Here is a 24,021-nt window from a genome sequence, read left to right as displayed (position 1 = left end):
CAGCGTCATGTACCTGCCCCATAGCGAGCCACGACGCTCGATCTATTTCGATTATCAGGTCTTTCCGGCCTATACCAGAAGTGCTGGCGCTGAGCAGATTGAGCGAAAACCCGTCGTGGTTGTAGGCGCGGGTCCGATTGGGCTGACCATCGCCCTTGATCTGGCTCGTCACAACATTCCTTGCGTGGTGGTGGAGTCGGAGCGACAAGTCAGTGAGGGCAGCCGCGCGATTGTCTTCACGCGGCGATCGATGGAAATCCTCCAGCAAGTAGGCGTGGCCGACCGCGTTACGGAAATGGGCCTGCCCTGGTCATGCGGCAACTCGTTCTATCGTGATCAACTGGTGTTTCGCATGGAAACCCCGCACGACCCGGACGACCGTTATGCGCCCATGACCAACTTGCAACAGCCGTGCCTCGAACAGCTCCTCGTCGAAGCCGCAGAAGCCAATCCTCTGGTGGAGATTCGTTGGGGCAACCGGGTCATCGAGCTTGAACAAGAGACTGATTTCGCCCGTTTGAACATAGACACCCCTGCGGGCACTTACTCGCTGAACGCGGACTGGGTGGTGGCCGCAGATGGTGCCCGCTCGGCGATCCGCTCGCTGCTTGAACTGAAGCTTGAGGGTGCCTCTTATGAAGGCCGCTTTGTCATTGCCGACATCAAGATTAACCTGGACTTGCCGACAGAGCGCCTGGCCTATTTCGATCCCGTCTGGAACCGAGGCAACACCGTTCTGATGCATCGCGAGCCCGGCAACATCTGGCGGATCGACTATCAACTCCCGGAAGGGGAGACGCCTGAACAAGCACTGACCCCTGAATCGTTAGCTACCCGTATCAACGCCCAGTTGAACATGATGGGCATCGACGATCCTCAGTGGGAAATGGACTGGAGCTCCGTGTACTCCGCGCGCGCCTTGACGCTCCCCGACTACATCCACAACCGCGTGATCTTCACTGGAGACGCCGCACATCTATTGCCAATTTTCGGCGTGCGGGGTGCCAACACAGGCTTCCAGGATGCCCATGACCTGGTGTGGAAGCTGGCGTTGGAGATCAAGGGGCTGGCCGGCCCGAAACTTCTTCGCTCTTATACCGAAGAGCGGGTATGCGCTGCGCGGGAGATCATCGGCGAAGCAGGCAAGAGTACGCGCTTCATGGCGCCGCCTACACCCGGCTATCGTCTGGTCCGCGATGCAGTGTTATCACTCTCGCTGACCCAGCCGTTCGTTCGTCCGTTGTATCACTGGCGCACCTCGCGTCCACACGATTACGCAGAATCGGCGCTCAACTGCCAGACTGACGACAACCGGCACTTCAACGCCGGGCCTCGCAACGGCGCTCCCTTGTTCAATATCAAGTTGGCCGAGGACGATTACCTGTTCGACCATCTGGGCGCCAGTTTTTACCTGCTCCACTTCACCGACGGCACGTCGATTCCTGAGGCCCTGCAAGCAGAGGTGGAGCGCCTCCGCAGCAGTGGCATCCCCCTGCAGCTCATTGCGGTCGCCAAGGTTGGGCAAACGAGCATCGATGGTGCAGACCAGCTGATCGTGGACATGCACGGGCATATTGCCAACAAGTTCGGTATCACCGGGAACGGCGCCTATCTGGTGCGTCCGGACCAGCACATCTGTGCTCGCTGGGAACAATTGACAGCCGAGCAATTGCGCACTGCTGTTCACATCGCCCTTGGCAACAACGGAGACGAGCTGCAATGAGTACATCGACGGTACAGGACCTGGAACACGTTTATGACCTGCTGGCCGATTCCCTGGACCAAGCCACGCCCGCCAAGGCAGAGCTGTTTCTGGTTAAGTTGGCGCTGTTGAGCGCCAACACACTGGGCGATGCCCAGACGTTCAAGACCCTTCTGCAGTCGGCGCTGCAGGATTTGTAAACGCCCTCTGAACAGGCCGTCGTCTCGACGGACGCCGGCCTGGCAAGAATCATCCAGAACGCTGTTGCACCAGCAACAATCATGAGGCTGGCACAGCGACTGGCGCAGCTCTATCTAATAATAATTCAGGAGCTGAAATGTCTAGCACTTTCGCCCCCCTAACACCGTCGGCAACCTCCGATAAGGCTCGTCAGCAAGGCGTCATGAGCAAGGTGTCCAAACGCCTGCTTGGATTCCTGTTCCTGTGCTTTGTACTGTCCTTTCTCGACCGCATCAATATCGGATTCGCCGGCCTGACCATGATGGACGATCTTGGGCTGAGCAGTACCCAGTTTGGCCTGGCGACGACGCTGTTCTATGTTGCCTATATCATTTGCGGCATACCCAGCAATCTTGCATTGGCAAGGGTCGGCGCCCGCAAATGGATCGCCAGCCTGATGATTGCCTGGGGCATGGCCTCCACGGCAACGCTGTTCGCTACCGATGCCCAGAGCCTGTATCTGTTGAGGATACTGGTCGGCATCACCGAAGCAGGCTTTCTACCTGGCGTGCTGCTATATCTGACGTATTGGTTTCCGTCCGCTTATCGCGCGCGCGCCAACGCCTTGTTCATGATCGCGATGCCCTTTACCGCTGGCATCGGCTCCGCCATCTCCGGACTTATCTTGAGCCTGGATGGCACTTGGGGCATGTACGGCTGGCAATGGCTGTTCCTGCTCGAAGGAACGCCCTCGATAATCGTCGGGTTCGTGGTGCTTTATTATCTGGATGACAGTCCACAAAAAGCCAACTGGCTGGACGCCGACGAAAAATATCATCTGCAGCAAGCCCTGGCCGAAGATCAACCCGCCGCCAGCACTGCCAAGGAAAAACCCGTCAGTCTGTTGCATGAAATGCTGTCGCCTACCGTGCTGCTATTCAGCTTGGTGTATTTCTGCCTGGTCAACACGCTGGCCATGATCGCCGTCTGGACACCGCTGATCATCAAGAGCATCAGCACTACCGGCAGTAACAGCACCATCGGCTTGCTGGCCTCTATTCCCCAGATATGTACCATCATCGGCATGATCATCTGGGGGCTGCACTCCGATCGTACCCAGGAGCGAAAATGGCACCTGGTGCTACCCATGCTGTTTGCCGCTGTTGGATGGATGTTTGCCGCTTATGGCAGCCATTCATCAGTGCAGTTGCTCGGCATCTGCATGGCGTCCACGGGTTCGTACACGGCGATGTCGATTTTCTGGACCACGCCCGATCAGGCCATGAGTTTCAGGGCTCGCGCCATCGGCATTGCCGTCATCAACGCCATGGGCAACATCGGGTCGGCACTCAACCCGCTCGTGGTAGGCTGGCTCAAGGATCTGACCCAGAACTTCACCGCAGGGATCGTCTATGCCGCGGTCCTGCTGATGATCGGCTCATTGCTCACCCTCATGCTGCCGTCCTTGCGCTCGCCAGGCCGTACCGTCCGACCAACAGCGTAAGCGCCATGACGGTACGGCGTCCGCGCTTTTTGTCCATGGCAGAAAGCGCTACAGTGCTGTTCTGTCCGTTCCCAGGATGGATAAGAACCAGAGTCGCCCGGAGGCATCATGGAATACTGGCCCCTCAGGGTACACACCGGCGATATCCGCCTGGATGTCGTACACATAGCGAGCCTGCTCTCCCGCGTGGGTGAGCAGCAAAGCAAGGTATTGGCTGCAGATTTGCTCAAGCTGGTCGGTGTGCAAGTGCCGTTGGCTCAGTGCACTATTTTCGCTTATCCACCGCATCGCAGTCCGCAGATCATTTCCTTTGCCGACCGCGCCCGCATGCCCCAGCTCTCCAATATTTCCAGCAATTACGCTGAACGCTTCTACAGCATGGATGGCAATCGGCAAGCCATGAGTGCCCGCTCAATGGCATCGAACTCCGAGCGTATTCTGATCCAGCGCCAGGCGCTCGAAGACATCATTCATCGTGATTATCGACGCATCTGTTACGAGCAGCCGCAGATTTCCGAACGGGTCGCCCTGCTCAGCCACTGCGAAGGGGATCGGTGGCTCTCGGTGAATTTTTATCGCGGGCGCGAGCATGGCCGCTTTGATGTCGATGAGATCGACTTCATAGAGACCATGGCACCGCTGATCATTCAGCTCGTTCGGCTTCACTATCGAGCGTATCTCGAAGCGAATGAGATGCCGGCGCTGCTCAGCGAGCGGGTGACCAGGGTTTATCCGCAACTCACCCGTCGTGATCAGGAGTTGCTCCACCTGATGCTCGGTGGCAGCGATGTTGATGACATCAGCTTGAGCATGGGCATTCAACATTCCAGCGCCGCCACCTATATCAAACGCCTGTACCGCAAGCTGGGCATTTCCAGTCGACGTGAATTGCTTGCGATGGCGATCGAACCGAAGTGGACGGATACGCTGCAACGAAACCAGGCGAAGGCCGTTTGATGAGGGCTCTACCCAAGGTACAAGCCCCCTGCAGGTGGCTCCCGCCTGGCCGCAACCGTTGACCTATTACCCCGATGAACGTGTTCAGGCCGTAGCTGCCTTAGCTCGGCGGGCTTGGCATGGTGTGCGGCTGCAATCGTCATCCGTACATTGACGTACGACCTTGACATCGGTGGTGGACCCGGCAATTGTACGTACTGACGCAATCTCAAACGAACCCGGACTGATAATTAAATATAAGATAATAGATAAGCAATCTGGAATTGATAAATAGGCTGAAGGTAAAAATCAAACTGAAAATAGATAGATAGAAAATATTAAAAATATTAAAAATTTAAATAATATAAATAGCGAAAGCGCTATCAGAAAATATAGCCGGCGTAAGGAAGAAACTTCCAAATAGATACAATGGCAGGTGGCCGATGTCTACATTAATTGAAAACTTGAATTCAGTAAAAACTGTGCATCTTGAGATCAGGACGACTGAGTTCGCCAAGGATTTTATTCGCCAAGCAGCAACCATTTCAGGGCTGGACATGAGTTCGTTCATTATGGCTTCTGCCTTCAAAGAAGCCGAAGCAGTAATGGGTAGCTACAACTGCTTGGAGCTTTCAGAGGAAGCTTTCTCCCGCTTACAGGGAGTTCTTCGCAATAGCGATGTAGAAGCAACACCACCCCCAGCCCTGGTGAAACTCATGAGGAAGAAAAATGAGCGTGCACGAGGTAGTAGAATAGCTCGGGGTAGCGACAGTCATGGCCAGTGAGCTGGGGTCGGTCATGTTATGGTCCTGCCACTACACTTGGACTGAACATAAAGACGCGCTGGCTCGGAGGGCCTATGTCTCACTACTGGCGTCACCCGGCTGTCCCCCATATCGAGATCCGCAATGTCGAGGATGGCCGCACCTTCAGCCACGGAAGCCATGCTCACGCGACCTTCTCCATCGGCGCAATCATGGCGGGGCAGAGCAGCTACCTCAATGGCCATCACACCCGCTACATTTCGGCCGGAAGTGTCGTGTTGATGAACCCAGGGGCAGTCCATGCCTGCAACCCTCTGCATGACCAACCCTGGGCCTATCGCATGTTCTATGTCGATGCAGGTTGGCTGGCCTCGGTACAACGCCAGGCAGGTATCGGCGCACAAGACGGCTTCGTCCCCTTCGCAGAGAACTACAGCACCGATCCCACGTTGTTTGCCGAACTGGATAGCTTGTACGTCGTGTTGACGGACAGCGGCATTCCCCCTGACATCATGCAGGCCGCGGTGCAGAATTTCTTCCAGCGACTGGTGGCACGGCTGCAGACCGCCAACGACCACACTGCGTGCGCCCCACACAAGATGGCTCAGGCCGCAGAGTTTATCCGCGAGCATTGCACACAGCCCCTGCGCCTGGAGGATATCGCTGCTGCGGTGCAGCTATCGCCCTCCTATCTGATCCGCACGTTCAAGGCGCACTACGGGCTGACGCCCCACGGCTACTTGATTGATTGCCGCCTCCAGCTCGCTCGCGATGGCCTGCGCCGGGGCGACGGCATCGCCGAAGTCGCGGCCCAGGCTGGATTCGCAGACCAAGCGCATCTACAGCGTTTGTTCAAACGCACCCTGGCCGCCACCCCAGGGCAGTATCGGGGCTGATCACTCCAGCAACAAATACACGGCGCTACCCGCCAGCAATGCAGCCATGCCCCGGTTGAACCAGCGTATCCCGGCAGTACGCTCCAGATAGCCTCGCAACGAGGCACCGGCCCAAGCCCAGCTGGCCAGCGACAGCCAGCAGATCACCAGATAGAGCAGGGCGAACACCCACACCATCAGCACGTCGCCGTCGGCCACAAAGGCGCCCATCCCAGCCAGGCAGGCTAGCCAGGCCTTGGGGTTGAGCCACTGCAGCAGTGCGCCGCTCAATGCAGATGGGACCTTTTGCTCCTGCGCGGTGCTCAATCGACCGTCATCGCTCATCAACTGGTACGCCAGATACAGTAGAAACATCACGCCAGCGATACGAATCAGTTGGGTCAGTAACGGCCACTGGCTCAGCACTTCATGCAGCCCTAGACCGATCAGCAGAAGCAGCAGGATGAACCCCAGCGTTGCGCCGGTGACATGGGGGAGGGCGGCGCGGAAACCGTAGCGCGCTGCGCAGCCTAGGGAGATGATGTTGACCGGGCCGGGGGTGATGGAGCAGGCCAGGGCGAAAGCGGCCATGGACAGGACAATGCTCATTTCGGAACCTTCAGTGCTCGTGAGGGAGTGGTGAAGGTAGGATGAAACGATATGACGGTATTGAAGGAAATTGCCCTGTGGTGGCTTTGCATCGATAACCGCTCTAATCGGCTTGTTGTCTGTGCGGCCGGCCAGACCGTCTTGATGGCTAAGCTGGGCGCCAGCGTTATCCCGGCTCGACTCTTGACTAGGGTGTCCCGTTCCTTCCATGCAAACGAAAGCCAGGGCGCCCGCTCAATCGCTCGTAATAGTCGTTCACTGCCGGCAGGTGGGGATGATCCAAGGGTGTTTCAAACCATCGATTGACCGAAAGACCAATGGGTATGTCTGCCAGCGAGAACGTATCGCCGGCGACGTATGCGTTAGTTGAAGCGAGTTGTCGCTCCAGTATCTGCATGTGCCGGCACCAGTCCGCGCAGCCGGCGGCGAGTGCGTGATGGTCCTGATGGGAAGGTGAGTGTCTGACCAAGGACATGAATGCGTAGATCCAGGACCTGTTGAGGTCCGAGGCTTGCCAATCGATCCATTGGTCGACTCTGGCTCGAGCGCTCGCTTCGACTGGGTAGAGGGAGGCTTCCCCGTAGCGCGTAACGAGGTAGCGGATGATGGTGTTGGATTCCCACAGTGTAAAGTCGCCGTCCTGGATGACCGGGACCATGACATTGGGATTCATCGCGAGGAATTCGGGGGTGTCGGTGGGTTTGAAACCTGTACCCCAGTCCTCCCGCTCGAAGGGGAGGTTGATCTCGGCACAGGTCCATAGGACCTTTCGTACGTTGATGGAAGAGCCTTCGCCCAATATCCGTAGCATGTTGGCGTCCTTATCTGGGGAGAGGTGATCGTCCACAGTGGTAGTTCACCGGCCAAGGATCGCGGCTTGTTGGCCGTTTATAGTCGAAAACAGTTGTTGTGGCCGGCAGCTATCGACCCTGAGTTGCCCTTTGAAGATGGTCAGTACCGGCAAAATGGCAACAGGCAGTCTTGTCCAATGATTCGAGCGAACCCGGAATTCACATCAAATACTAAATTGCGTCCGAGGAGGCATATTGCTAGCATCGCGTACTGAACCGCAGCCGAGGGCGTCCGAATGCGTGGGCTTAAGGGGAGCCGTCCGAAAGAAAAATTTCCGAGAGGCTAGGCGCTAGGCGTTGATCGCATGTGTCTTCGTACTAGATACGATTGAGCAGACACTGAACAAGTTCCCCACATTGACTAAAATATGGGGAATGCGCCGAACATCTCAAAATACTCAAATTTCAATATGAAAGGATGCATTCGAAAGATGAACACCTTACCCAGGTTAGAATTGCCAAAACGGTGGGAGTTTCTCGAGCAAAGAGCACTTGCTGCAGGCTTGGACGCAGGGCAATTCGTAGAGCGCGTAGATTCCGCAGCAGACCGTATTGACCATCTGCTGCAAAGGGTAAAAACCGGTGGCGGCGGTTTATTCGAAGTTTTTTATGGGCTGTCCGGCAGCGGAAAAACTACATTCCTAAAAACCCTACCGAAACATTTCCAGCACATTCGTGTCCTATCTTTTCCCAAAAGCTCCCCACTCGAGGAGCTACCACAATTTGTATTAGAGCAATTTGTCCCCAATGATACGGACGCACGAATTATATTGATTGAACGTCGGGACAATCCTTCAAGTTCTGACGTTGGCGCTATCAGTGAAATGTTTGCTGAGCTGTTGGAGGTCTTTCGCGACCCACAGGGATCGGCACTTGTATTATGGCCAATAACCCGTAACCCTGAGGCGGTGAAAATTGCAAATGAGGCATGGATAACTGGCCGTGATTCTATGACTGACACTCTAACTAAAGGTCTTTATCAGTTCACAGGACTGCCTAAGGAACGATTTTATCATATTGCCGACACCACCACGCGAAACCTTACCGGTGACGGTCTGGAAGCATTCGGTATTACGTTAGATATCGCCAACTCCCTTCTGAGCGGCAATGAGACGATCGCAGATTTCTTCAACGCTGTTGACTTGCATGCTGAGCAGCAACGACAGAAAACTTGGTCCGTTCTTAAGAATCGAGTTAGAGCACGCCTGTGGATTGTGTTACCCGGAGACGTGCCCTCAGTTATTAGATCAACAGTGTCGTCCTTGACACAGGGAACGAGAAACAGAGTAGACATTGATCTGGTAGCCGAGTTCATCGATCATCCCGATAACACATCTCTGTACGTAGCGGATTGGAAAGCCAAGAGAGCCTCAATGGCACACCTGCTGCGTGCAATCGATCTTCGTCTATTTGGACTTCCCCCGAACATCTCTCTCGCAGCGGTGAGGGCATTCGGGGATGAGTCGACCACCAAAGTACTAAAACAGCCCTCGGTCAATATAGACTCAGCTAAAACAACTTTACGCGCTAGCAAAATTTACAAGTCCATCTTAGAAGAGATTAGCATTCCCACTAGCCCGTATTCCGGCAACAACAGAGACATTGATGAAACGTCAAATGAATTTAGACGTATGCAGGCAAGCGCCAGCAAAGGCGACAAGCAGCTGAACAAATCTGTCGGATTATTGTTGGCAGAATGCCTGAAAGAGGACGCACCTAGCATAACCATAACCACCGAGAAAAAATCCCTACCCAAGTGTGAGTTAAAACCAGACATTTGTATACACATCGGCGACCAAGATTACATTTGCTTAGAACCAACGTGGCGTTCGACAGATCGAGGAATCCCAGGAGAGATTAGCGGTGGCCAAAATACATTGGCAGAATCCCACATCAAGAAATATATTCTTGAGAAAGCAATGCAATATGTAAAAGGTCTGGATTTGTAGATTGCCAAATCTTGATCGGCCCAGTTGCCCTATACGAATCCGGCCTTCACCTTGTGAATAGCTGCCCATCGCGAAGGGCAGCTATGGGTCCGATGGCGGTCACAGCCGCCCCATGCCTCGCCGAGCGCTGGAAGTGCTTGATCCTTACCTACACCCCTTACCTCAAGCTCTAGAACGCCGACCACATCTGAGAAACCCTTCATACTTAGGGCCATATGAACCATCAGCTCTCGGACTGTGCAAGAGTGTCAGCACTGCTGACACCCTTACAGTGACCCCCCAACGTGGCCAGTGCTGAGGCTAGTCATACAACCAAGCCTTCAACCCCTTCAAGTTCCCCACCCAGATCTGCTGTGCCTCAGGCTTCGGATCAAGCTTCTTCGGATCGATCTGATACCGCTGCAGCACATACTTCACCAGCGCCTGCCGGCTTGGGATCTCCAGCTTGCCGTCCACCATCCCGAAGTCAGTCTCGATGATTGCCTTCTGCGTCGCCGTCAGTCGCTCGTCCGGGATGATCAGCACCGGCACTTCGGTGTTCCACTCATCATCACCCTCGATACCGTTTTCAGTGATGTCATCCATCACCTCCGGCACCCCACGCAAGCGGCTAAGCACAAAATCCCGATACGCTTGGTTCTTCTCGCAGTACGCCCGCACATGCCAGCGCATGCCGGTATAGATCAACGTATGAGGCGCAATCAACCGCACCTCCGGCTCCGGGTTGGCCAGAGAGACATATTCGATCTCCAACCGCAGATGTTCCCGGCAAGCCTTCAGCAGTGGCCGCAGAATTTCCGCCTTGATCGACCGATCGGGCACTTCCAGCACCAGCGTATGCGCATACGCCAGCGCCAACCCCTCGATATGGGGAGCGCGCGCATTGTTCTGATACAGCAGGTGGAGGTAGGCGCTGGCGCTGTCGTCGATGAACAGCGGCTTGAACTGCTTGCTGGGGACGTAGCCCTTCAGCTGTTTGTCATATGTAAGGTTTTTAGGCGCATGTTCGTTGATGTAGGTGTTGATGTCCTTCGACGCCTGCTGCCGACTGATCCCGAAGCTCTGGATCAGGTGCCCCGTGGTCAGCCGGCCCTCCCACCAGGCAACGGTCTCTATCAAACGATAGCGAAGTGCCAGGTCCCAGCGTACCTGCTCGATTGCTTGCTTGCGCTTCATCACGTCTCCATCTGTGCGAATACTTTACCTGTACAAGACTACAGAATAGACGTGTCATGTAAAGCTACATATCGTGTCTCCACCAAGTGTGAACAGGCGCGGTTCGAGGGAACAGGATATGGATGGTTGGGATTGGTTGAGCGTGGTGGCGATGCTGATGCTTTGGGCGATTCTGACGGTTTTGCTGATGCAGTACTTGCGGCTCGAAAAAATGGGCCAAGTGCTCGAGCAGTGGCGCGCCAGCACGCAAGAGCGGCAGCGGCGAATTGAAAGGCATGCTGAGTTGCAATCAGCACTACGGGCGGAAAAAGCGCATGTTCAGCAACTGCTACGCAGAGTCCAAATTCTGCAGGCCATGTTGCCAACGGTATGAAGGAAGAAAGCATGAACAGATTGGATCGTATCAAAGGCTGCCTGCTGGGTGGCGCCGTAGGTGATGCACTGGGCGCGCCCGTGGAGTTTCTGAAATGGACTGAGATAAAGGCCAGGTTCGGTGCCGAAGGAATCACTGACTTTGCCCCAGCCTACGGCCTGACAGGCGCCGTGACCGACGATACGCAGATGATGCTCTTCACCGCCGAAGGCCTTTTGCGCGCCTTCGTGCGGGGCAGCTCCCGGGGGATCTGCCATGTTCCGTCGGTCATCCATCATGCTTTGCTGCGTTGGCTGCTGACCCAGGACTACCCGTGCATGCGCGACGTCGAGAGCAACGGCTGGCTTATCGGTAACCAGGCACTGTGGTCGCGGCGGGCACCCGGCAATACCTGCATTCAATCGCTGCAAAGGGCGAAACGCTTCGGCGAGCCCGCGCAGAACAACAGCAAAGGCTGTGGTGCTGTGATGCGGGTGGCGCCTTGCGCGTTCTTCGGCAAGGCGTTCGAGTTCGCCAGCGAATCAGGCCGACTGACCCACGGTCATCCCTCGGGCTACCTGGCTGCGGGGATGTTCGCTGACATCCTTCAGCGCATCGTCGACCAGTCCGCTAGCCTGGAGCACGCACTGACCGGAAGCCTGGCTCGGTATGGTCGGCTTGAAGGCATGGACGAGGTTCGAAGCGCTCTGGAGCGGGTGCTGCTGTTCTTTTACGAAGACTACCGGCCGACGCCGGAGCGTATCGCTCACTTCGGCGGTGGCTGGGTTGCGGAAGAAGCGTTGGCCATTGGCGTATGGTGCGCGTTGTTCGCCGACAGCCTAGACGAGGGCGTGATCATGGCGGTCAACCATGACGGTGATAGCGACAGTATCGGCCTCATTGCAGGGCATCTTCTTGGCGCGAAATACGGTACGGCGGCGATTCCGACGGTCTGGTATGAGCAGCTCGAACTGCGCGAGGTGATTGAACGTGTCGCGGAAGATATCGAGCGGGTTCCGCGGGATTTCTGCGGGGTTTATGGCGAGTTCGATGCGGAGATTGCCAGGGATTACCCGGGGGATTGAAGCAAGTGATCGAGATTATTCTGCTCTGTAGTTTAAAAGAAGCTGACCAGCTTAGGGTAAGAGCGCATTAGCCACTAATTGAACGGTACATTGAAAAGGCTGAACAGGTACTGCTGCCTGACGCTCCTGAAAATTTGGCAAGCAACAACGGACTCGCATTCACGACCGCTTGGTAACAGAGTTTTGCAAGGGCGCAGGCGCTGTGCCACTATTCCTTCCCGGCTTTGAAGTAGGGCGATCTTTCTACTTCGAGTTTTCTTCCGAATACAGTAGGCATGCTTATGGCTAATTACAGTATTGACCCAACATACGACAAATGCCGCGCGTTTATTGATGGTTGGCGCTTGAAAGGCAGGAGCTGGGAAAATATCGCCAAGCTCGGCCGGCTTGGACAGTCACTTGATAAAGCCAATGACTGGTTCCTATCGCAGGAGGAAATGGACGACTGGCCTTCGCTGGGCGATAGTCCGGAAGAGCGCTTTGAACGCTGGAAGGAGATCGTTCGGCACAAGGAGCAGGCCGAACAGCAGTCAATTGTCGCGGCGAGACCCTTGATCGTTGTGGGGACGGAAGAAGCCGAGCCAGGTATGGCAGTTCCGCAAGACGCGCGAAGTGCATGGCAGCTCTACAGAAAATATCTGATCGCGCAGGGCTGGAAGGAGACCTCGGTCGATAATATTCAACGATCTGCGGTGCGTATCCTGCAGCACCTTCGCCAGACGACAAAGGATCGCATGGCCGTAAAAGGGCTGGTGGTCGGACACGTACAATCCGGCAAGACAGCCAATATGGCGGGCATGATTTCCATGGCGGCCGACTATCGCTGGAACCTGTTTGTCGTGCTCACCGGGACGCTTGAAAATCTGCGGGTGCAAACCAGCGAACGTCTGGTCAACGACCTGTTCCGGCATGATGGTAACGTCAGCTGGAAGGCAATCGAGCATCCGTCGAGGAACAGTCCTTATGGCGCCCGCGCGCAGGATATGCAATTCGACGCTGGCCGAAGAGACCGTCACCTTGTTGTTTGTTTGAAGAACCCTGCCCGGCTGAGGCATCTCATCGCATGGATTAACGCGCACCCGCTGGGAATGTCGCAGATGCGGCTAGTGGTGATTGATGACGAGGCAGATCAGGCGGGTATTAATTCGAATGACGTATCGAAGGCTGAGCGTACGGTCATCAATAGACTCATCTTGCAGTTGATCAGTCTGCCACTGCAGTGCGTGAATTACGTCGCGTTCACCGCCACACCCGCCGCCAATTTTCTCAATGAAGGTCCTGGAGACACTCTGTACCCCACGGAGTTCATAGCAGCGCTGCCGCAGGCGGATGAGCATTTCGGGCCTGTGCAGATTTTCGGTTACGCCGAAAATGAGAAGGAGCCGCTTGGGATCGTTCGTGAAGTCTCTGGCGAGGATCTTGGACAGGTTGGTAGCCTTCACAAGGGAGAAGACCTAGAACTGCCTCACTCGCTGGAAGAGAGCTTGATCTGGTACCTGTGCTGCGTGGCGGTGATGCGATTGTCCGGCGCTGCAAAACCGGTGAGCATGTTGATCCATACCAGCGCAAGGCAACTGCATCATGATTACATGAGCGACGCGGTACAGGCCGCACTTGCCACGTGGTCGGATTATGGCACTGATCATTTGGTCGCTACATTCAGGCCTGTTTGGGATAGGGTTTCAGCAGATTTGAATGTTGCGCAGTTTACTGAACGCTTCCCTGACTACGGACGGCTCTCCGAGCTTTGCGAATTGCCGAGGTTTGACAGTTTTTTTGCAGAAATCCGAACACTTCTCAGTACTGTGACGGCTATTCAGCTGGACGAGAACTCGAAACGGACGTACCACCGCGGTATCCACGTATGTGTCGATAACTGCGCAAATAACGGGGTCACCGATGAAAACGAAGTACGGCGGTTGTTCTACCCTGATGCAGCGCAGTGTCTGGACTTTTGCACCGCGTTCATCGTTATCGGTGGGGGCACGCTTTCAAGGGGCCTGACGATTGAAAATCTAGTCAGCACCTTTTTCCTCCGTGGGTCGGCACAAGCAGACTCTCTCATGCAGATGGGGCGCTGGTTTGGGTATCGCAAAGGCTACGAGCTATTGCCTCGCATCTGGATGTCCGATGATACGAGAGAGAAGTACGAGTTTATGACACTCGCAGAGGAGGAGCTTCGTGACGATCTGCAGCGTTTCATGCACGGCGGCGCCAAGCCTGAGGAGTTCGGGCCTCGCGTACGTGTACATTCGAGGCTTGCTTGGATACGCCCGACAGGCTCGAACAAGATGCAGCGCGCGATTAAGGCGACATTCGACTTTTCGGGAATCAGCCGGCAAACAACAGTTTTCCACGACGGCGATGCTGCTGCCGCAGTGCTTGATGACAATTTGTCCTCAACGGAGAGATTTCTAAGCTCTGCAGGTACTGATCTTGAAAAGTCAGAATTGAAGGGTGCCAACAGTCTTGTCTGGCGGAATGTTGACGTGAATCGGGTATCCGATTACCTGGTAAGCTTGTCGTTCCACCCTGGAAATCAATTCTTCTCGGACATGAAAGCGTTTCTGAAATGGCTCAGCGAGCATGCGGAAAACGCCGGCTACACGAAATGGAACGTCGTAGTAGCGGGTAGTACACCAAGTCCGAAAAATAGCTGGAAGATTTCTGGCAAGACTGTGGGTCGAGTCAATCGCAGCCGTTTGGCCGATAAACGATCGGATGACGGCGTTTCCATTGGTGCGCTGAGAGATCCGAAGGATCTGCTGGCCGATGCCCGCGGCCTTGAAAGTAGGAGTGTCTCGAAGGCAGGTTTCAGTAACTCCCAAATAGCAGAGCTTCGCGACAAAGGCGGCGTTGGAACAGTTCCTCAGCTGCTGATTTATCTTATAGACAAAGAGAGCCCCCACCAGCGTTCTTCAAAGGTCACCGCCGCGCCGCGCCGAGAGAGGCAGCCGCTCAATGCCAAGGCACATATCGTGGGCATCAGCCTCTATCTGCCGGGTTCGCAAGGCAAGCAGAAAAACTACGTCACTCACGTCACGGTCAATATCCCGGAAACCTTCACAGCATCGAAAGATAGTCTCGAAGAAACGGTAGGTGAGGTCTGATCCATGAAGTACTACAGCCTCAAACTGCAGCCCATGCAGGAATCCGGTGCATTCCTGCTTCGCGCACTGCAGAACGAAGAAACGCCTTTGCTGGATCTGCTGGTGCGCGAATCCGTTCAGAACGCGCTCGACGCAGGGCGCAACGGTAATCATTCACAGCCGGTTTCAGTGGATTTCCATATTCGCGAGCACTCGCTGGACGCCATCGCCTCCACGTTCAGTGAGGGGCTGAACCTGCAGATGCTTTCGAAACGCTATCCACGTACTCCGAAACTACTTGAAATTCGTGATTCAGGTACCGAGGGGCTCACCGGACCGATGACCTTCGATAGCGTGGAAGCGAACGGTCAGCATGGGAATTTTCTGAAGCTCGCGTTCGAAATCGGTCGGACTCGCTCAGATGACGGTGCGGGTGGTTCGTGGGGCTTGGGCAAGACCTGCTACTTTCGGATGGGCGCCGGTCTAGTCATCTACTACAGCCGGATCAAGACAGCCGAAGGGTATGAAGAGCGGTTAGTGGCTTCGCTGGTCGAAGATGAAAATCGTGACGACCGCCTGCAGCTCACGACACAAACCGGCATTGCCTGGTGGGGGGCGAATGATAGTTTGCGAGCAATCACTGCGCCGGACCATATTCACGAAATCTTGACGACCTTGGGTGCCCAGCCTTTCACCGGTAGAACAACCGGAACGGCAATCATCATTCCATTGCTCAAGGAAAAACTTCTACCCGTTTTTGATGAAGATGCCGACGCGGCGCCATGGTGGTACGGAAGCTGTGAGGCCTACTTGAACGTCGCAATCCAACGCTGGTTCAGTGCGCGGCTGGATAACCCCTTCTTCTCGAGTGGTAGATATCTGAGTGCATCGGTCAACGGCAGCGAGATAACCAGCGCGGACATGCTGCCGATATTTCGGGTGAGTCAATGCTTGTACGACCGTGCTATAGGAAAGGTACCTGAGAGGGACGACTATCTGACGGCCAGAGGCGTCAAGAGCAATGATGTGCTCTGTAGAGTTATTCAGTTGCGAGGAGAGTTCGTGAGCGGTGGTCAGGCAGGCTGGCTGCTTGCCGCGGCGTTGACCCCGCGGCAGTTGCAAATGGAGGCACCAGACAACGCGCCCAGCCCAGAAATATGCATCTTCTCCAAGACAGACAGCGGTGCGCCCCATCGACCGATCATGACCTTCATGCGCTCGCCCGGAATGAACATCTGTTGGGACGATAGTATTGATTCGCGAGGCTGGACCGGTGGATTCACCGGTTTTACGGATGGGCGATACGTTGTGGGGCTCTTCCTGCCAGATTCCGAACAGGAGCTCCAGCCATCCGAATCTCGAGGGCTACGCTCGACCATACAGAATCTGGAAGCGTATCTGAGGAGTTGCGAGCGTGCGGACCACGCGGAGTGGGTAGATATGAATGGAGGGCGAGTCGTCGAAAAGATTCGTGCCCAATGTGGCCGGGCCTTGAAGGATTTCGGCGTACCACCCCAACCCAGCGTTACCGTCAAACCGTCGATGAGGATGTCTCGCAAGCTTGCGGAACTCGTGCTGCCCAGCCGTGGGTTCGGCGGTGATGGGCGATATGGCCAAGCGGCGCGGCGGGCGCCCGTCGGACAAGGAGCCAGAGGAGGTGCGGTACCTTCGCCCGATCTGGAAATAATGGAAGTCAGACATGCAGCATCGGCCATCGTCATGAAGTGGTGTTTGAGATGGGGGATGCTGCAGCCAGGCATACCGAGAGAAATCACTGTTTCTGTAGATTCCGAAGCCGGGCCGATCAGCTTTGATACATGGCTTAAGGGCGGGCTCGGCGTGTTCCCGTTTCGACTAGAGCTCTCTAACATCAGTAGTGCTATCGTTTCTTTCAAAAATGCGGAAATAGCCAATGGGACCGGTGTCCGGCTCATGGTTAGTGCTGCGTCTGTACAACCAGGGCTGATGCTGGAGGGAGAATTTCACGTTCGGATGACTGAATCCGGTGGCAAATTATTGCGACCGGTGATCGGTGTTCGGATTTCGGATATGAATGGAGCGGCAGAATGAGTACTCGGCTGCCGCTATATCGAATGCTGAATGTGCCGCTCGGCGGCGGAAGCGAGTCTGAACTGAAATATGAGTTCCGCTCATATGAAGGTCTTGATCCAGGCGCGACTTCGGTGTGTGGCGATCAATATGCCATGGGCAAGGACAGTGACTGGAACCCAGCCGAACATCCGTTGATGGTCGAATGTTCGATCGAGCGGGCTTCGCTTCTAGAAACTATCTACGGTCCCGACGGTGTGGCGAGCACGGACGCTGAGGTCTTGCTAGCGCTGGAATGGGCATCTGCAGATTCTTGCTGGCGAACGCTTGGACCCGTTCATGGCCTGCGGTACGAAGAAGACAGCGGGATCATAGAGCTCAACATCGAACTGGAGCCAGGGACGGTTAGAGGGAGCGGTTTCGTGTCGGTCCAAGCGTTTCTAGGCCAACACAATGCAGAGCTCGTACCCGGATTTGCGCATCATTCGGGCGCACGACTGGGCCCCTTGGCACAACCAATCGAAATCATCATTGACGGTGACGGCTCCCTTTTCCCCGTAGTCGAGGAATCCTTGGGCACAGAAGGGCCGCTGTGGGAATTGAAAGCTTGCTGGAGCGATCCGCAGGATGAGCCATTCACCAGCGACTACGTTGCTCTTATTCTCAACAACGTCCATCCGCATTTCGAACAACTGCGGGACCGTCGGGCTTTGAATATCGAGCAGTCGCCATTGATGCGTCAGGTATTCTCAGCCTGGCTTGCGCTGGTCATTGCTCAGGTCAAGGATGACATGGGCTCGGAATTTGATACGTATACAGGCGCGCCTGATGCCGATGAAGGTATCGGGAGTATTGCGGACGCAGTGCGCTCATTCATTCGATTGGGTGATCTGAATACAGGCTCACTTCCGGAGTTGTTCATGTCTACTCAATGCTGGCTTGATCGACGGGTCCGGGAACTGGAGAGCGCGGAATGAGTTTCCCGACACTGAACACCAAACTGTCGCAGCGCCACTTTGACGAGATGGCCAAAAGCGATGCATTTCTACCCGACATGCCCAATCCGGACATGGAACAGATACGGCGTCAATTACTCGCTATCGTGTCGCTGTACGACCCCACTGCACGGAGCAACGCATCAGGCCCTGGCAGCTATGACGTGAAAGTTGGCCTTGCTCTGTACCAGGTATTGGCAGAGGCTGGCATGGACATTCGTACCGCCGCGGATGATGGCTGGTGGCGTTTCCTCTCTCTGCGTGTACTGCCTGATCTGGTGAAAAGCAGGTGGGACAGCGCCCCTCCTGTGCGGTACTGGAAGGGCCGAAGCCGCATCTGGTTACGGGCAATGTGGTGGACCGTCCACCTTACATGGCAGGGTTCAGAAGAACAGACTCGAAAAGTGCTGGAAAGCGTAACCACAGATACGGTTGTACAACTGGTCGAGCGTCCTGGAAAGGGCGGTTTCAGGGTTGATCTGACACGGCTGATTTTCAAGATGCGTCGGTTGCGTAAACCCTCCCAAGATCAGTTCAGAGCAATCATGAAACTCAATACGGCTCAGATTGTGTTGAAAGAACCCCAATTTTGCGAAGGTGGTTTGTTTGGCTACGTTGATGGGCTGTTTGCCGATGTGGGATGCGCTCCGATCGACTGGGTAAGTGACCATGACTAATCTGCTGAAAGAGATTCAAGAGGGTTTTGCCAACCTTGACTTAAGCGGCCGGATGCTGCCCATCAAAGCGCTGCCAGTGGCTTGCCCGGCATGGGTCTTTCGAGAAGGGGAGAGGTTCGGCGTTGCCATTGAATGCTTTAAAGCTTTGGAGATTTCCGAAGGATTCGCTGGTGCCAGACTCCGGACAGTCGAACGGGTTGTCGCGGGGCAGCAACGGCGCTTCTTGCGGCTGGAGTCGTCCATTGAATGGCTCCGCAACGAGTTCGGGGTGATCTGCGAGCATATGGTCAGCGTCGATTCAGGCATTGGTGTACGCCAGGCGCTGCTGACTGATCCACTTGTTTGGTGGCAGCGGTGGCGGCATTTACTGGGCAATGCACTCGTCGACAAACATGGCTATGACGTACTTGCCGAATTGTTGGCCTTGGAAATGCTGGTTGTCAGAGGGGCTACCTTCGAGTGGCGGGGCCCTTTCGGCGGTGTGGTTGACATCAGTACTCCAGCGATGGATTACGAGGTCAAGTCAACGACCAGTCGTTACCAGGCCGTAGTCAGCATTTCCGGACAGTTTCAGCTGGCCGCCTCCTCCGGTAAGCCCTTGCAATTGATTCACTTCCGGTTCGAGCCAGTCAATGATGGTTTGTCGATCGATCTAGTATGTGATCGTCTAATTGCGCTCGGCGTAGATGCATCCATGCTGGAAGTCGCATTGCAGCGGCTCGGGATGGAGGCAGGATGTTCCGCGCGGAAGGAGGCCTATGACTTGCTCGAGGCACGATCCTATCCGGTCGATCAAAGTTTTCCCCGTATAACGCCTGCGAGCTTCATAGGAGGCGTGCTCCCCGCAGGCGTTGTCCAGTTTGAGTATAGAGTTGATCTATCTGGTCTGAAGTCTCAGCAGTTATAGAGATTAACTTTAACTTCGGCAGGCTATTCAAAGTCCCAGCCTAACTGTGGTGCAAGATGAACGGCTTGGCAACTTCAGCATCACGGTCAGCTAGAGGGATCAATTGCAAAAGCGGGCCAAGATATATATTGTTGATTAGAGTCTGGCACGGCCTCCAAAAGCCATTTCATTTCTGCTTCTGGTTTACGGATTCCGCACTCCCAAAGCTCGAAGACGCGCCAACCCTGCTGTAGCAGTTCGTTCCTGTTTCTCATGTCGCGCTTCACATTCTGTTCAAATTTAGCGCGCCAGAAATCTTCGCGAGTGCTGGGGTTGGTTGCGAACCTGCACCCGGGGTGCCTGTGCCAGAAGCAGCCATGAATGAATATGCATACACGATAGCGAGGCAGAACCACGTCGGGGCGACCCGGAAGCTGTCGTGGATGCAGTCGATACCTGAAGCCATGCTTGTGCAGCAGCTTTCGCACCTTCATTTCCGGCATTGTATTGCTGCCGCGAATACCGGCCATCATGCGAGACCTGACTTCTTTACTGACTATGTCCATGAATTACCTGCCAGATGCGCCTGCTCTTGTTGAAGCATACGACCGTTGAAAAGGTGCTAGCGCTCCCAAAGATATTACGACCTGTTGATTTTTCAGATGCACGCGGAGGGACAGGTCAATGGTGTCGCTGCATCAGGTAGTGGACCAAGGTTTGAATACTGCGCGCCCTGAAGGAGCCTTTAGCCGGAAATACCGGCCATTTTACAGCGCCCGCCAAGGGGATGTGCTCCTCACGAGCACGGCTGCAGCTGCGCTGCTGTCCTAATCCTGGTAGTATCGCGGTTCGGCCGCCTACGCCGTTGCCATTCCTGATTTCTTGACCAATGAAGCCCATGATTCAATACCAGAATATCCTTTTTCCACCGAAGGCGAACGCCGAGCCAGTTGCCGCAATCGAGGACCTTGTTCAGATCGTCGACCTTTTTGCCGGGCCAGGCGGGTTGGGTGAGGGTTTCTCCTCCTCCGGTGATGGCAGGCACTTCGATATCATCGTTTCTGCCGAAATGGATTCGGTCGCCAGGAGAACGCTCAGACTGCGTGCCTTCTACCGCTTGCTTAAGCGCGAGTATCCTCAAGGGCTGCAGGATTACTACCGATATTGCAATGGAGAGGCAGCAGAGCCTAGTACCTCTCGAACAGCAGAACTCTGGGACCGAGCTGAGCAGGAGGCGCGTCAGATAACCTTGGGATCGAAGGAGGGCGACAAGGAGTTGAACAAGCTCATTGACGCCAGATTGAATACTGAAGGGCGGCCGTGGGTCCTCATTGGTGGTCCCCCATGTCAAGCGTATTCGATCGTCGGTCGAGCCAGAAACCAGGCCAAGCAGGGTTACGTCCCTGAGAATGATCCTCGGCACTTTCTGTATAAAGATTATCTGCGCATTATCAAGGATTACCGACCTACTGTCTTCGTCATGGAAAATGTCAAAGGTATCCTGTCTTCTAAAGTTGGAGGTAAGGGGATCTTTGCGCAGATCTTGAGAGATTTGGTAGATCCCACCAAAGCACTTGATGGCGCAGAGGGGGGGCAGAAATACAAGATCTGTTCTCTGGTTTCCGAAGAATCTTTCACCTCTTCAGATTGCATCGACAGGGTGAACCCGAAGTCATTTATCATCGAAGCTGAAAAGTACGGAATTCCTCAAGCCCGTCACCGTGTCATCCTGCTGGGAATAGCAGTCGATGAGCACGGTAACATTCCGCATCATGAGCTTTTGACACCAGTCGATCCGGTATCAGTAAGACAAGCCATTGGCGGCCTGCCCAGGCTTAGAAGCAAGCTGTCCCGGGGTTCTGACTCTCAAGAAGCCTGGTATAAAGCTGTTGCCGATGAAGTGGATGATTTGCTACATCATGCGGAACTTGAAAATGGCAAGCTGATTGGCCCACTGCGAGAAACTCGTCAAGCACTTTTCAATGCTCCGCGGAGTTCAGGTGGTGAGCGAGTGTTAAAGCAGCAGGCTCAAGGTAGCACCGGAATATTATCTCTAGATGCCTGGTATCATGACGCCAATATCAAATATTGGATGAGTCACGATGCTCGTGGCCATATGCAGTCGGACCTTCGACGATACGCGTTTGCTAGCACCTTCGCTGAGCACTTCAAATATTCACCCAAGGGGCATCAGCAATTTTCCCTCCCAGGCCTCGCTCCCGCTCACAAGAATTGGGAAAGTGGTAAGTTTAGTGACCGTTTCAGGGTGCAGATCGCAGGGCTTCCGGCGACGACCATCACTAGCCATATCTCAAAGGATGGACACTACTTCATTCATTACGATCCTGCACAATGTCGTAGCCTGACCGTTCGCGAGGCTGCACGGCTTCAGACATTCCCGGACAACTATTATTTTGAGGGGAATCGAACTCAACAATACCACCAAGTAGGTAATGCGGTACCGCCTCTACTGGCAAACAGGATTGCACAAATTGTCTACAACGTTGTGTGTCGACGGGTTGCTGAGCGTCGCGACTTAGTGGTTAAACGACCAGTAGGAAATGCACCTGTCTCGCTACTGATCGATAAGTGATTTGTAAAATATACCGTAAGGGGTTGGGGCTGATAGCAGTGCCTGCTAGGCTTCCGCGTCAACTACGAAGCCAGTCTGAATAGGCGCACAGCGCTGTCGCGGGTGACATTGACATCAGACAGGCCGATTGTTTCATGGGGGATTGTCGCGAAGCCAAAATGCGGTCAGTGCGGCACCAGTGGTAGGAACGCCCGTTTGCTCTTGAAAAGAAAGTAGTCCACTGCGAATCTTCAACGCGTGTGGCGCCCGGACAGCCATGGGATCTGCACCGGGAACCCACGAATGCTACGAGTCCCGCTGTAGTCCCCCATTGGATCGTAGCCTAGGCCGGGGTTTAGCTTTCCTGGCTTTAGCCAGAGGTTTTAGTGTGGGAAGAAAGCAACTGGCTCCAAGTAGCCGCCGGCCGATTCCCCCCATCATGCTAACAGAGGAAGGCCAAAAGCAGATCATGGACACGCCGCTAATGACTTTGTATTGTATGCATAAGTCGTGTCATCTTTCTTTTTTCGCGCCATGCTGCGTTTCAAGAGTGGTACTCGAGCCAGAAAAGATTACTAGGTGGCGGTGTAGCGCTAGGGGTCAAGCCAATATACATGGCAGATAATATGAAATAGCCGGATGTCAGTCATCGCTGTATTCGGTACAGGCCTTCTATGATACGCCGAAGATGAATCAGAGGTCTTTGGTAGGCATCTGATTCGCAAGTTCCCTCGTGTTCAACGGCCATCTAAAGTTGTCCTCAAACTCCGCTATGACAGCATTCACGAGCTGATAGGTACCTTTTTTCATAGGTCCCCCATCGATCAGTCTACTACTCGCTTCGGGTCTTGAGCGGCTGGGCGCTCAGTTAGCCACTCTATTACCGTAGGACGTAATCAGTGCACGCAATTCCTCTATGGTGAGTGCGGGCTTTTTGCGATGCAGCATGGCATGGCAGTTAGGGCACACGGGCCTCAGGTCATTCACCGGGTCTACCTGACACTGCTGGCCATTCTCTGCCAAGGGCTTGAGGTGATGGACATGGATGTACCCTTTGCCCAAAGTGCCGTAAAAGTACTCAAAGTGAAAGCCACAGACCGCGCAGCTGATGCCCCATTTCTCAATGCACTTTAGACGCGCTTCCGGGTCGCGTTCGAAACGGTTTACCGTAACAGCCTGCCGAGCGCCTTCGAAGTATGCTTCGCCATCCTCAAGGTCATCGGGAAAATGCGGCAGCCTCATACCTGTACGTTCAAGCCAAAGTTTGGAGAGTGACGCCGCAGCGTCGTAAGGAATTTTTTTTCCTGAACCTTGAGCGTTCCAGATTGTGGGGTGGAACTCTGTTAGCTCATCAATCCCAATTTTTATTTGGGTGCGGGGGTCATACAGACTGTCGAACGTTACGTCGACGAAAATAGCGGTTTTCCCTTGATTGCGAAGGTCTTCGTTGTAGTGCGGCGCTTCGAAAGCTTCACTAGCAGTGAATCCTGAACCAAATATCCCTCTTGGACTCACGCCCTGCTTGGTCAGGAAAACACGTGAGCCAAGTGGAATCTTTTTCGAGGTGCCAGCACTCCAACGTAGCGTTTTATTACCGGCTTCGAACAGTTGGAGATAATAGGAAAGTTGCTCGTATCCCCATTCACTGGGTTTCCAAGTGAGCAGATAGGCATCCATCAGTATCCTTAAGTTGTAAAGGGCAAGGCTAAGGCCGATGGATCACGACATTGATCCCGCTTCCCGCTTCCCGCTTTCCCGCTTCCCGCTGAA

General features: G+C 54.7%; 20 protein-coding genes. 15 read left to right on the top strand and 5 right to left on the bottom strand.

The window, feature by feature from the left end; genetic code table 11:
* Nucleotides 1-7 precede the first annotated feature (7 nt).
* From AC0ZZU_RS08880 to AC0ZZU_RS08855, 6 genes are all read left to right on the top strand, one after another.
* Nucleotides 8-1,723 (top strand): FAD-dependent monooxygenase, encoded by a 1,716-nt coding sequence (locus AC0ZZU_RS08880; RefSeq protein ID WP_476340154.1) that lies wholly within the window; start codon nt 8-10, stop codon nt 1,721-1,723.
* Nucleotides 1,720-1,902: a DUF2783 domain-containing protein gene (locus AC0ZZU_RS08875; RefSeq protein ID WP_476340153.1), complete on the top strand. Its 183-nt coding sequence runs from the start codon at nt 1,720-1,722 to the stop codon at nt 1,900-1,902. Before AC0ZZU_RS08880 ends, AC0ZZU_RS08875 begins: the two co-directional genes overlap by 4 nt.
* Before the next feature lie 203 nt (nt 1,903-2,105).
* Nucleotides 2,106-3,386 carry an MFS transporter gene (locus tag AC0ZZU_RS08870; RefSeq protein WP_476340152.1) on the top strand — a complete coding sequence of 427 codons (1,281 nt, stop codon included), beginning with the start codon at nt 2,106-2,108 and terminating at the stop codon, nt 3,384-3,386.
* Nucleotides 3,387-3,494: 108 nt separating this feature from the next.
* Entirely contained in the window at nt 3,495-4,343 is an 849-nt protein-coding gene (locus AC0ZZU_RS08865; protein ID WP_476340151.1) for a helix-turn-helix transcriptional regulator, read from the top strand.
* Between the two features lie 422 nt (nt 4,344-4,765).
* Nucleotides 4,766-5,107, top strand: a complete 342-nt coding sequence (locus AC0ZZU_RS08860; RefSeq protein ID WP_476340150.1) for a type II toxin-antitoxin system TacA family antitoxin — start codon at nt 4,766-4,768, stop codon at nt 5,105-5,107.
* Between the two features lie 74 nt (nt 5,108-5,181).
* Nucleotides 5,182-5,982: a helix-turn-helix transcriptional regulator gene (locus AC0ZZU_RS08855; RefSeq protein WP_476340148.1), complete on the top strand. Its 801-nt coding sequence runs from the start codon at nt 5,182-5,184 to the stop codon at nt 5,980-5,982.
* On the opposite strand, the gene AC0ZZU_RS08850 is transcribed toward AC0ZZU_RS08855, so the two are convergent.
* Nucleotides 5,983-6,570 (bottom strand): LysE family translocator, encoded by a 588-nt coding sequence (locus AC0ZZU_RS08850; protein ID WP_476340147.1) that lies wholly within the window; start codon nt 6,568-6,570, stop codon nt 5,983-5,985.
* Nucleotides 6,571-6,757: 187 nt separating this feature from the next.
* A complete protein-coding gene (locus AC0ZZU_RS08845) occupies nt 6,758-7,381 on the bottom strand; it encodes a glutathione S-transferase family protein (RefSeq protein WP_476340146.1) in 624 nt (207 codons plus the stop codon).
* Nucleotides 7,382-7,852: 471 nt separating this feature from the next.
* Between AC0ZZU_RS08845 and AC0ZZU_RS08840 the strand changes: the two genes are divergently transcribed.
* The gene (locus AC0ZZU_RS08840) at nt 7,853-9,370 is read left to right on the top strand and encodes an ATP-binding protein (RefSeq protein ID WP_476340145.1); all 1,518 of its coding nucleotides are present in this window, start codon (nt 7,853-7,855) and stop codon (nt 9,368-9,370) included.
* A gap of 300 nt (nt 9,371-9,670) precedes the next feature.
* Here the strand turns inward: AC0ZZU_RS08840 and AC0ZZU_RS08835 are convergent, their stop codons facing one another.
* Nucleotides 9,671-10,546 (bottom strand): WYL domain-containing protein, encoded by an 876-nt coding sequence (locus AC0ZZU_RS08835; RefSeq protein WP_476340144.1) that lies wholly within the window; start codon nt 10,544-10,546, stop codon nt 9,671-9,673.
* A 118-nt stretch (nt 10,547-10,664) separates the two neighbouring features.
* Between AC0ZZU_RS08835 and AC0ZZU_RS08830 the strand changes: the two genes are divergently transcribed.
* From AC0ZZU_RS08830 to AC0ZZU_RS08800, 7 genes are all read left to right on the top strand, one after another.
* Nucleotides 10,665-10,919: a hypothetical protein gene (locus AC0ZZU_RS08830; protein ID WP_476340142.1), complete on the top strand. Its 255-nt coding sequence runs from the start codon at nt 10,665-10,667 to the stop codon at nt 10,917-10,919.
* 11 nt (nt 10,920-10,930) lie between these two features.
* Entirely contained in the window at nt 10,931-11,983 is a 1,053-nt protein-coding gene (locus tag AC0ZZU_RS08825; protein ID WP_476340141.1) for an ADP-ribosylglycohydrolase family protein, read from the top strand.
* A 281-nt stretch (nt 11,984-12,264) separates the two neighbouring features.
* On the top strand, nt 12,265-15,093 hold the full coding sequence (locus AC0ZZU_RS08820) for a Z1 domain-containing protein (protein WP_476340139.1): 2,829 nt from the start codon (nt 12,265-12,267) through the stop codon (nt 15,091-15,093).
* A 3-nt stretch (nt 15,094-15,096) separates the two neighbouring features.
* Complete coding sequence (locus AC0ZZU_RS08815) at nt 15,097-17,142, top strand: hypothetical protein (RefSeq protein WP_476340138.1); 2,046 nt, start codon at nt 15,097-15,099, stop codon at nt 17,140-17,142.
* A complete protein-coding gene (locus AC0ZZU_RS08810) occupies nt 17,139-18,098 on the top strand; it encodes a hypothetical protein (protein WP_476340136.1) in 960 nt (319 codons plus the stop codon). Before AC0ZZU_RS08815 ends, AC0ZZU_RS08810 begins: the two co-directional genes overlap by 4 nt.
* A complete protein-coding gene (locus AC0ZZU_RS08805) occupies nt 18,095-18,793 on the top strand; it encodes a DUF6339 family protein (protein WP_476340135.1) in 699 nt (232 codons plus the stop codon). Before AC0ZZU_RS08810 ends, AC0ZZU_RS08805 begins: the two co-directional genes overlap by 4 nt.
* Complete coding sequence (locus tag AC0ZZU_RS08800; protein WP_476340133.1) at nt 18,786-19,700, top strand: PD-(D/E)XK motif protein; 915 nt, start codon at nt 18,786-18,788, stop codon at nt 19,698-19,700. Before AC0ZZU_RS08805 ends, AC0ZZU_RS08800 begins: the two co-directional genes overlap by 8 nt.
* 86 nt (nt 19,701-19,786) lie before the next feature.
* Here the strand turns inward: AC0ZZU_RS08800 and AC0ZZU_RS08795 are convergent, their stop codons facing one another.
* A complete protein-coding gene (locus tag AC0ZZU_RS08795) occupies nt 19,787-20,245 on the bottom strand; it encodes a very short patch repair endonuclease (protein WP_476340131.1) in 459 nt (152 codons plus the stop codon).
* Between the two features lie 332 nt (nt 20,246-20,577).
* Here AC0ZZU_RS08795 and AC0ZZU_RS08790 point away from each other — a divergent pair, with 332 nt between their 5' ends.
* Nucleotides 20,578-22,272, top strand: a complete 1,695-nt coding sequence (locus AC0ZZU_RS08790) for a DNA cytosine methyltransferase (protein WP_476340129.1) — start codon at nt 20,578-20,580, stop codon at nt 22,270-22,272.
* An 843-nt stretch (nt 22,273-23,115) separates the two neighbouring features.
* Here AC0ZZU_RS08790 and AC0ZZU_RS08785 read toward each other — a convergent pair.
* Entirely contained in the window at nt 23,116-23,928 is an 813-nt protein-coding gene (locus tag AC0ZZU_RS08785) for an HNH endonuclease (RefSeq protein WP_476340127.1), read from the bottom strand.
* Nucleotides 23,929-24,021 lie beyond the last annotated feature (93 nt).

The sequence above is a fragment of the Pseudomonas sp. JE3303 genome, from assembly GCF_056312565.1.
The sequence above is the reverse complement of the archived record's forward strand: the minus strand, read 5'-3'. Positions and strand labels throughout refer to the sequence as shown.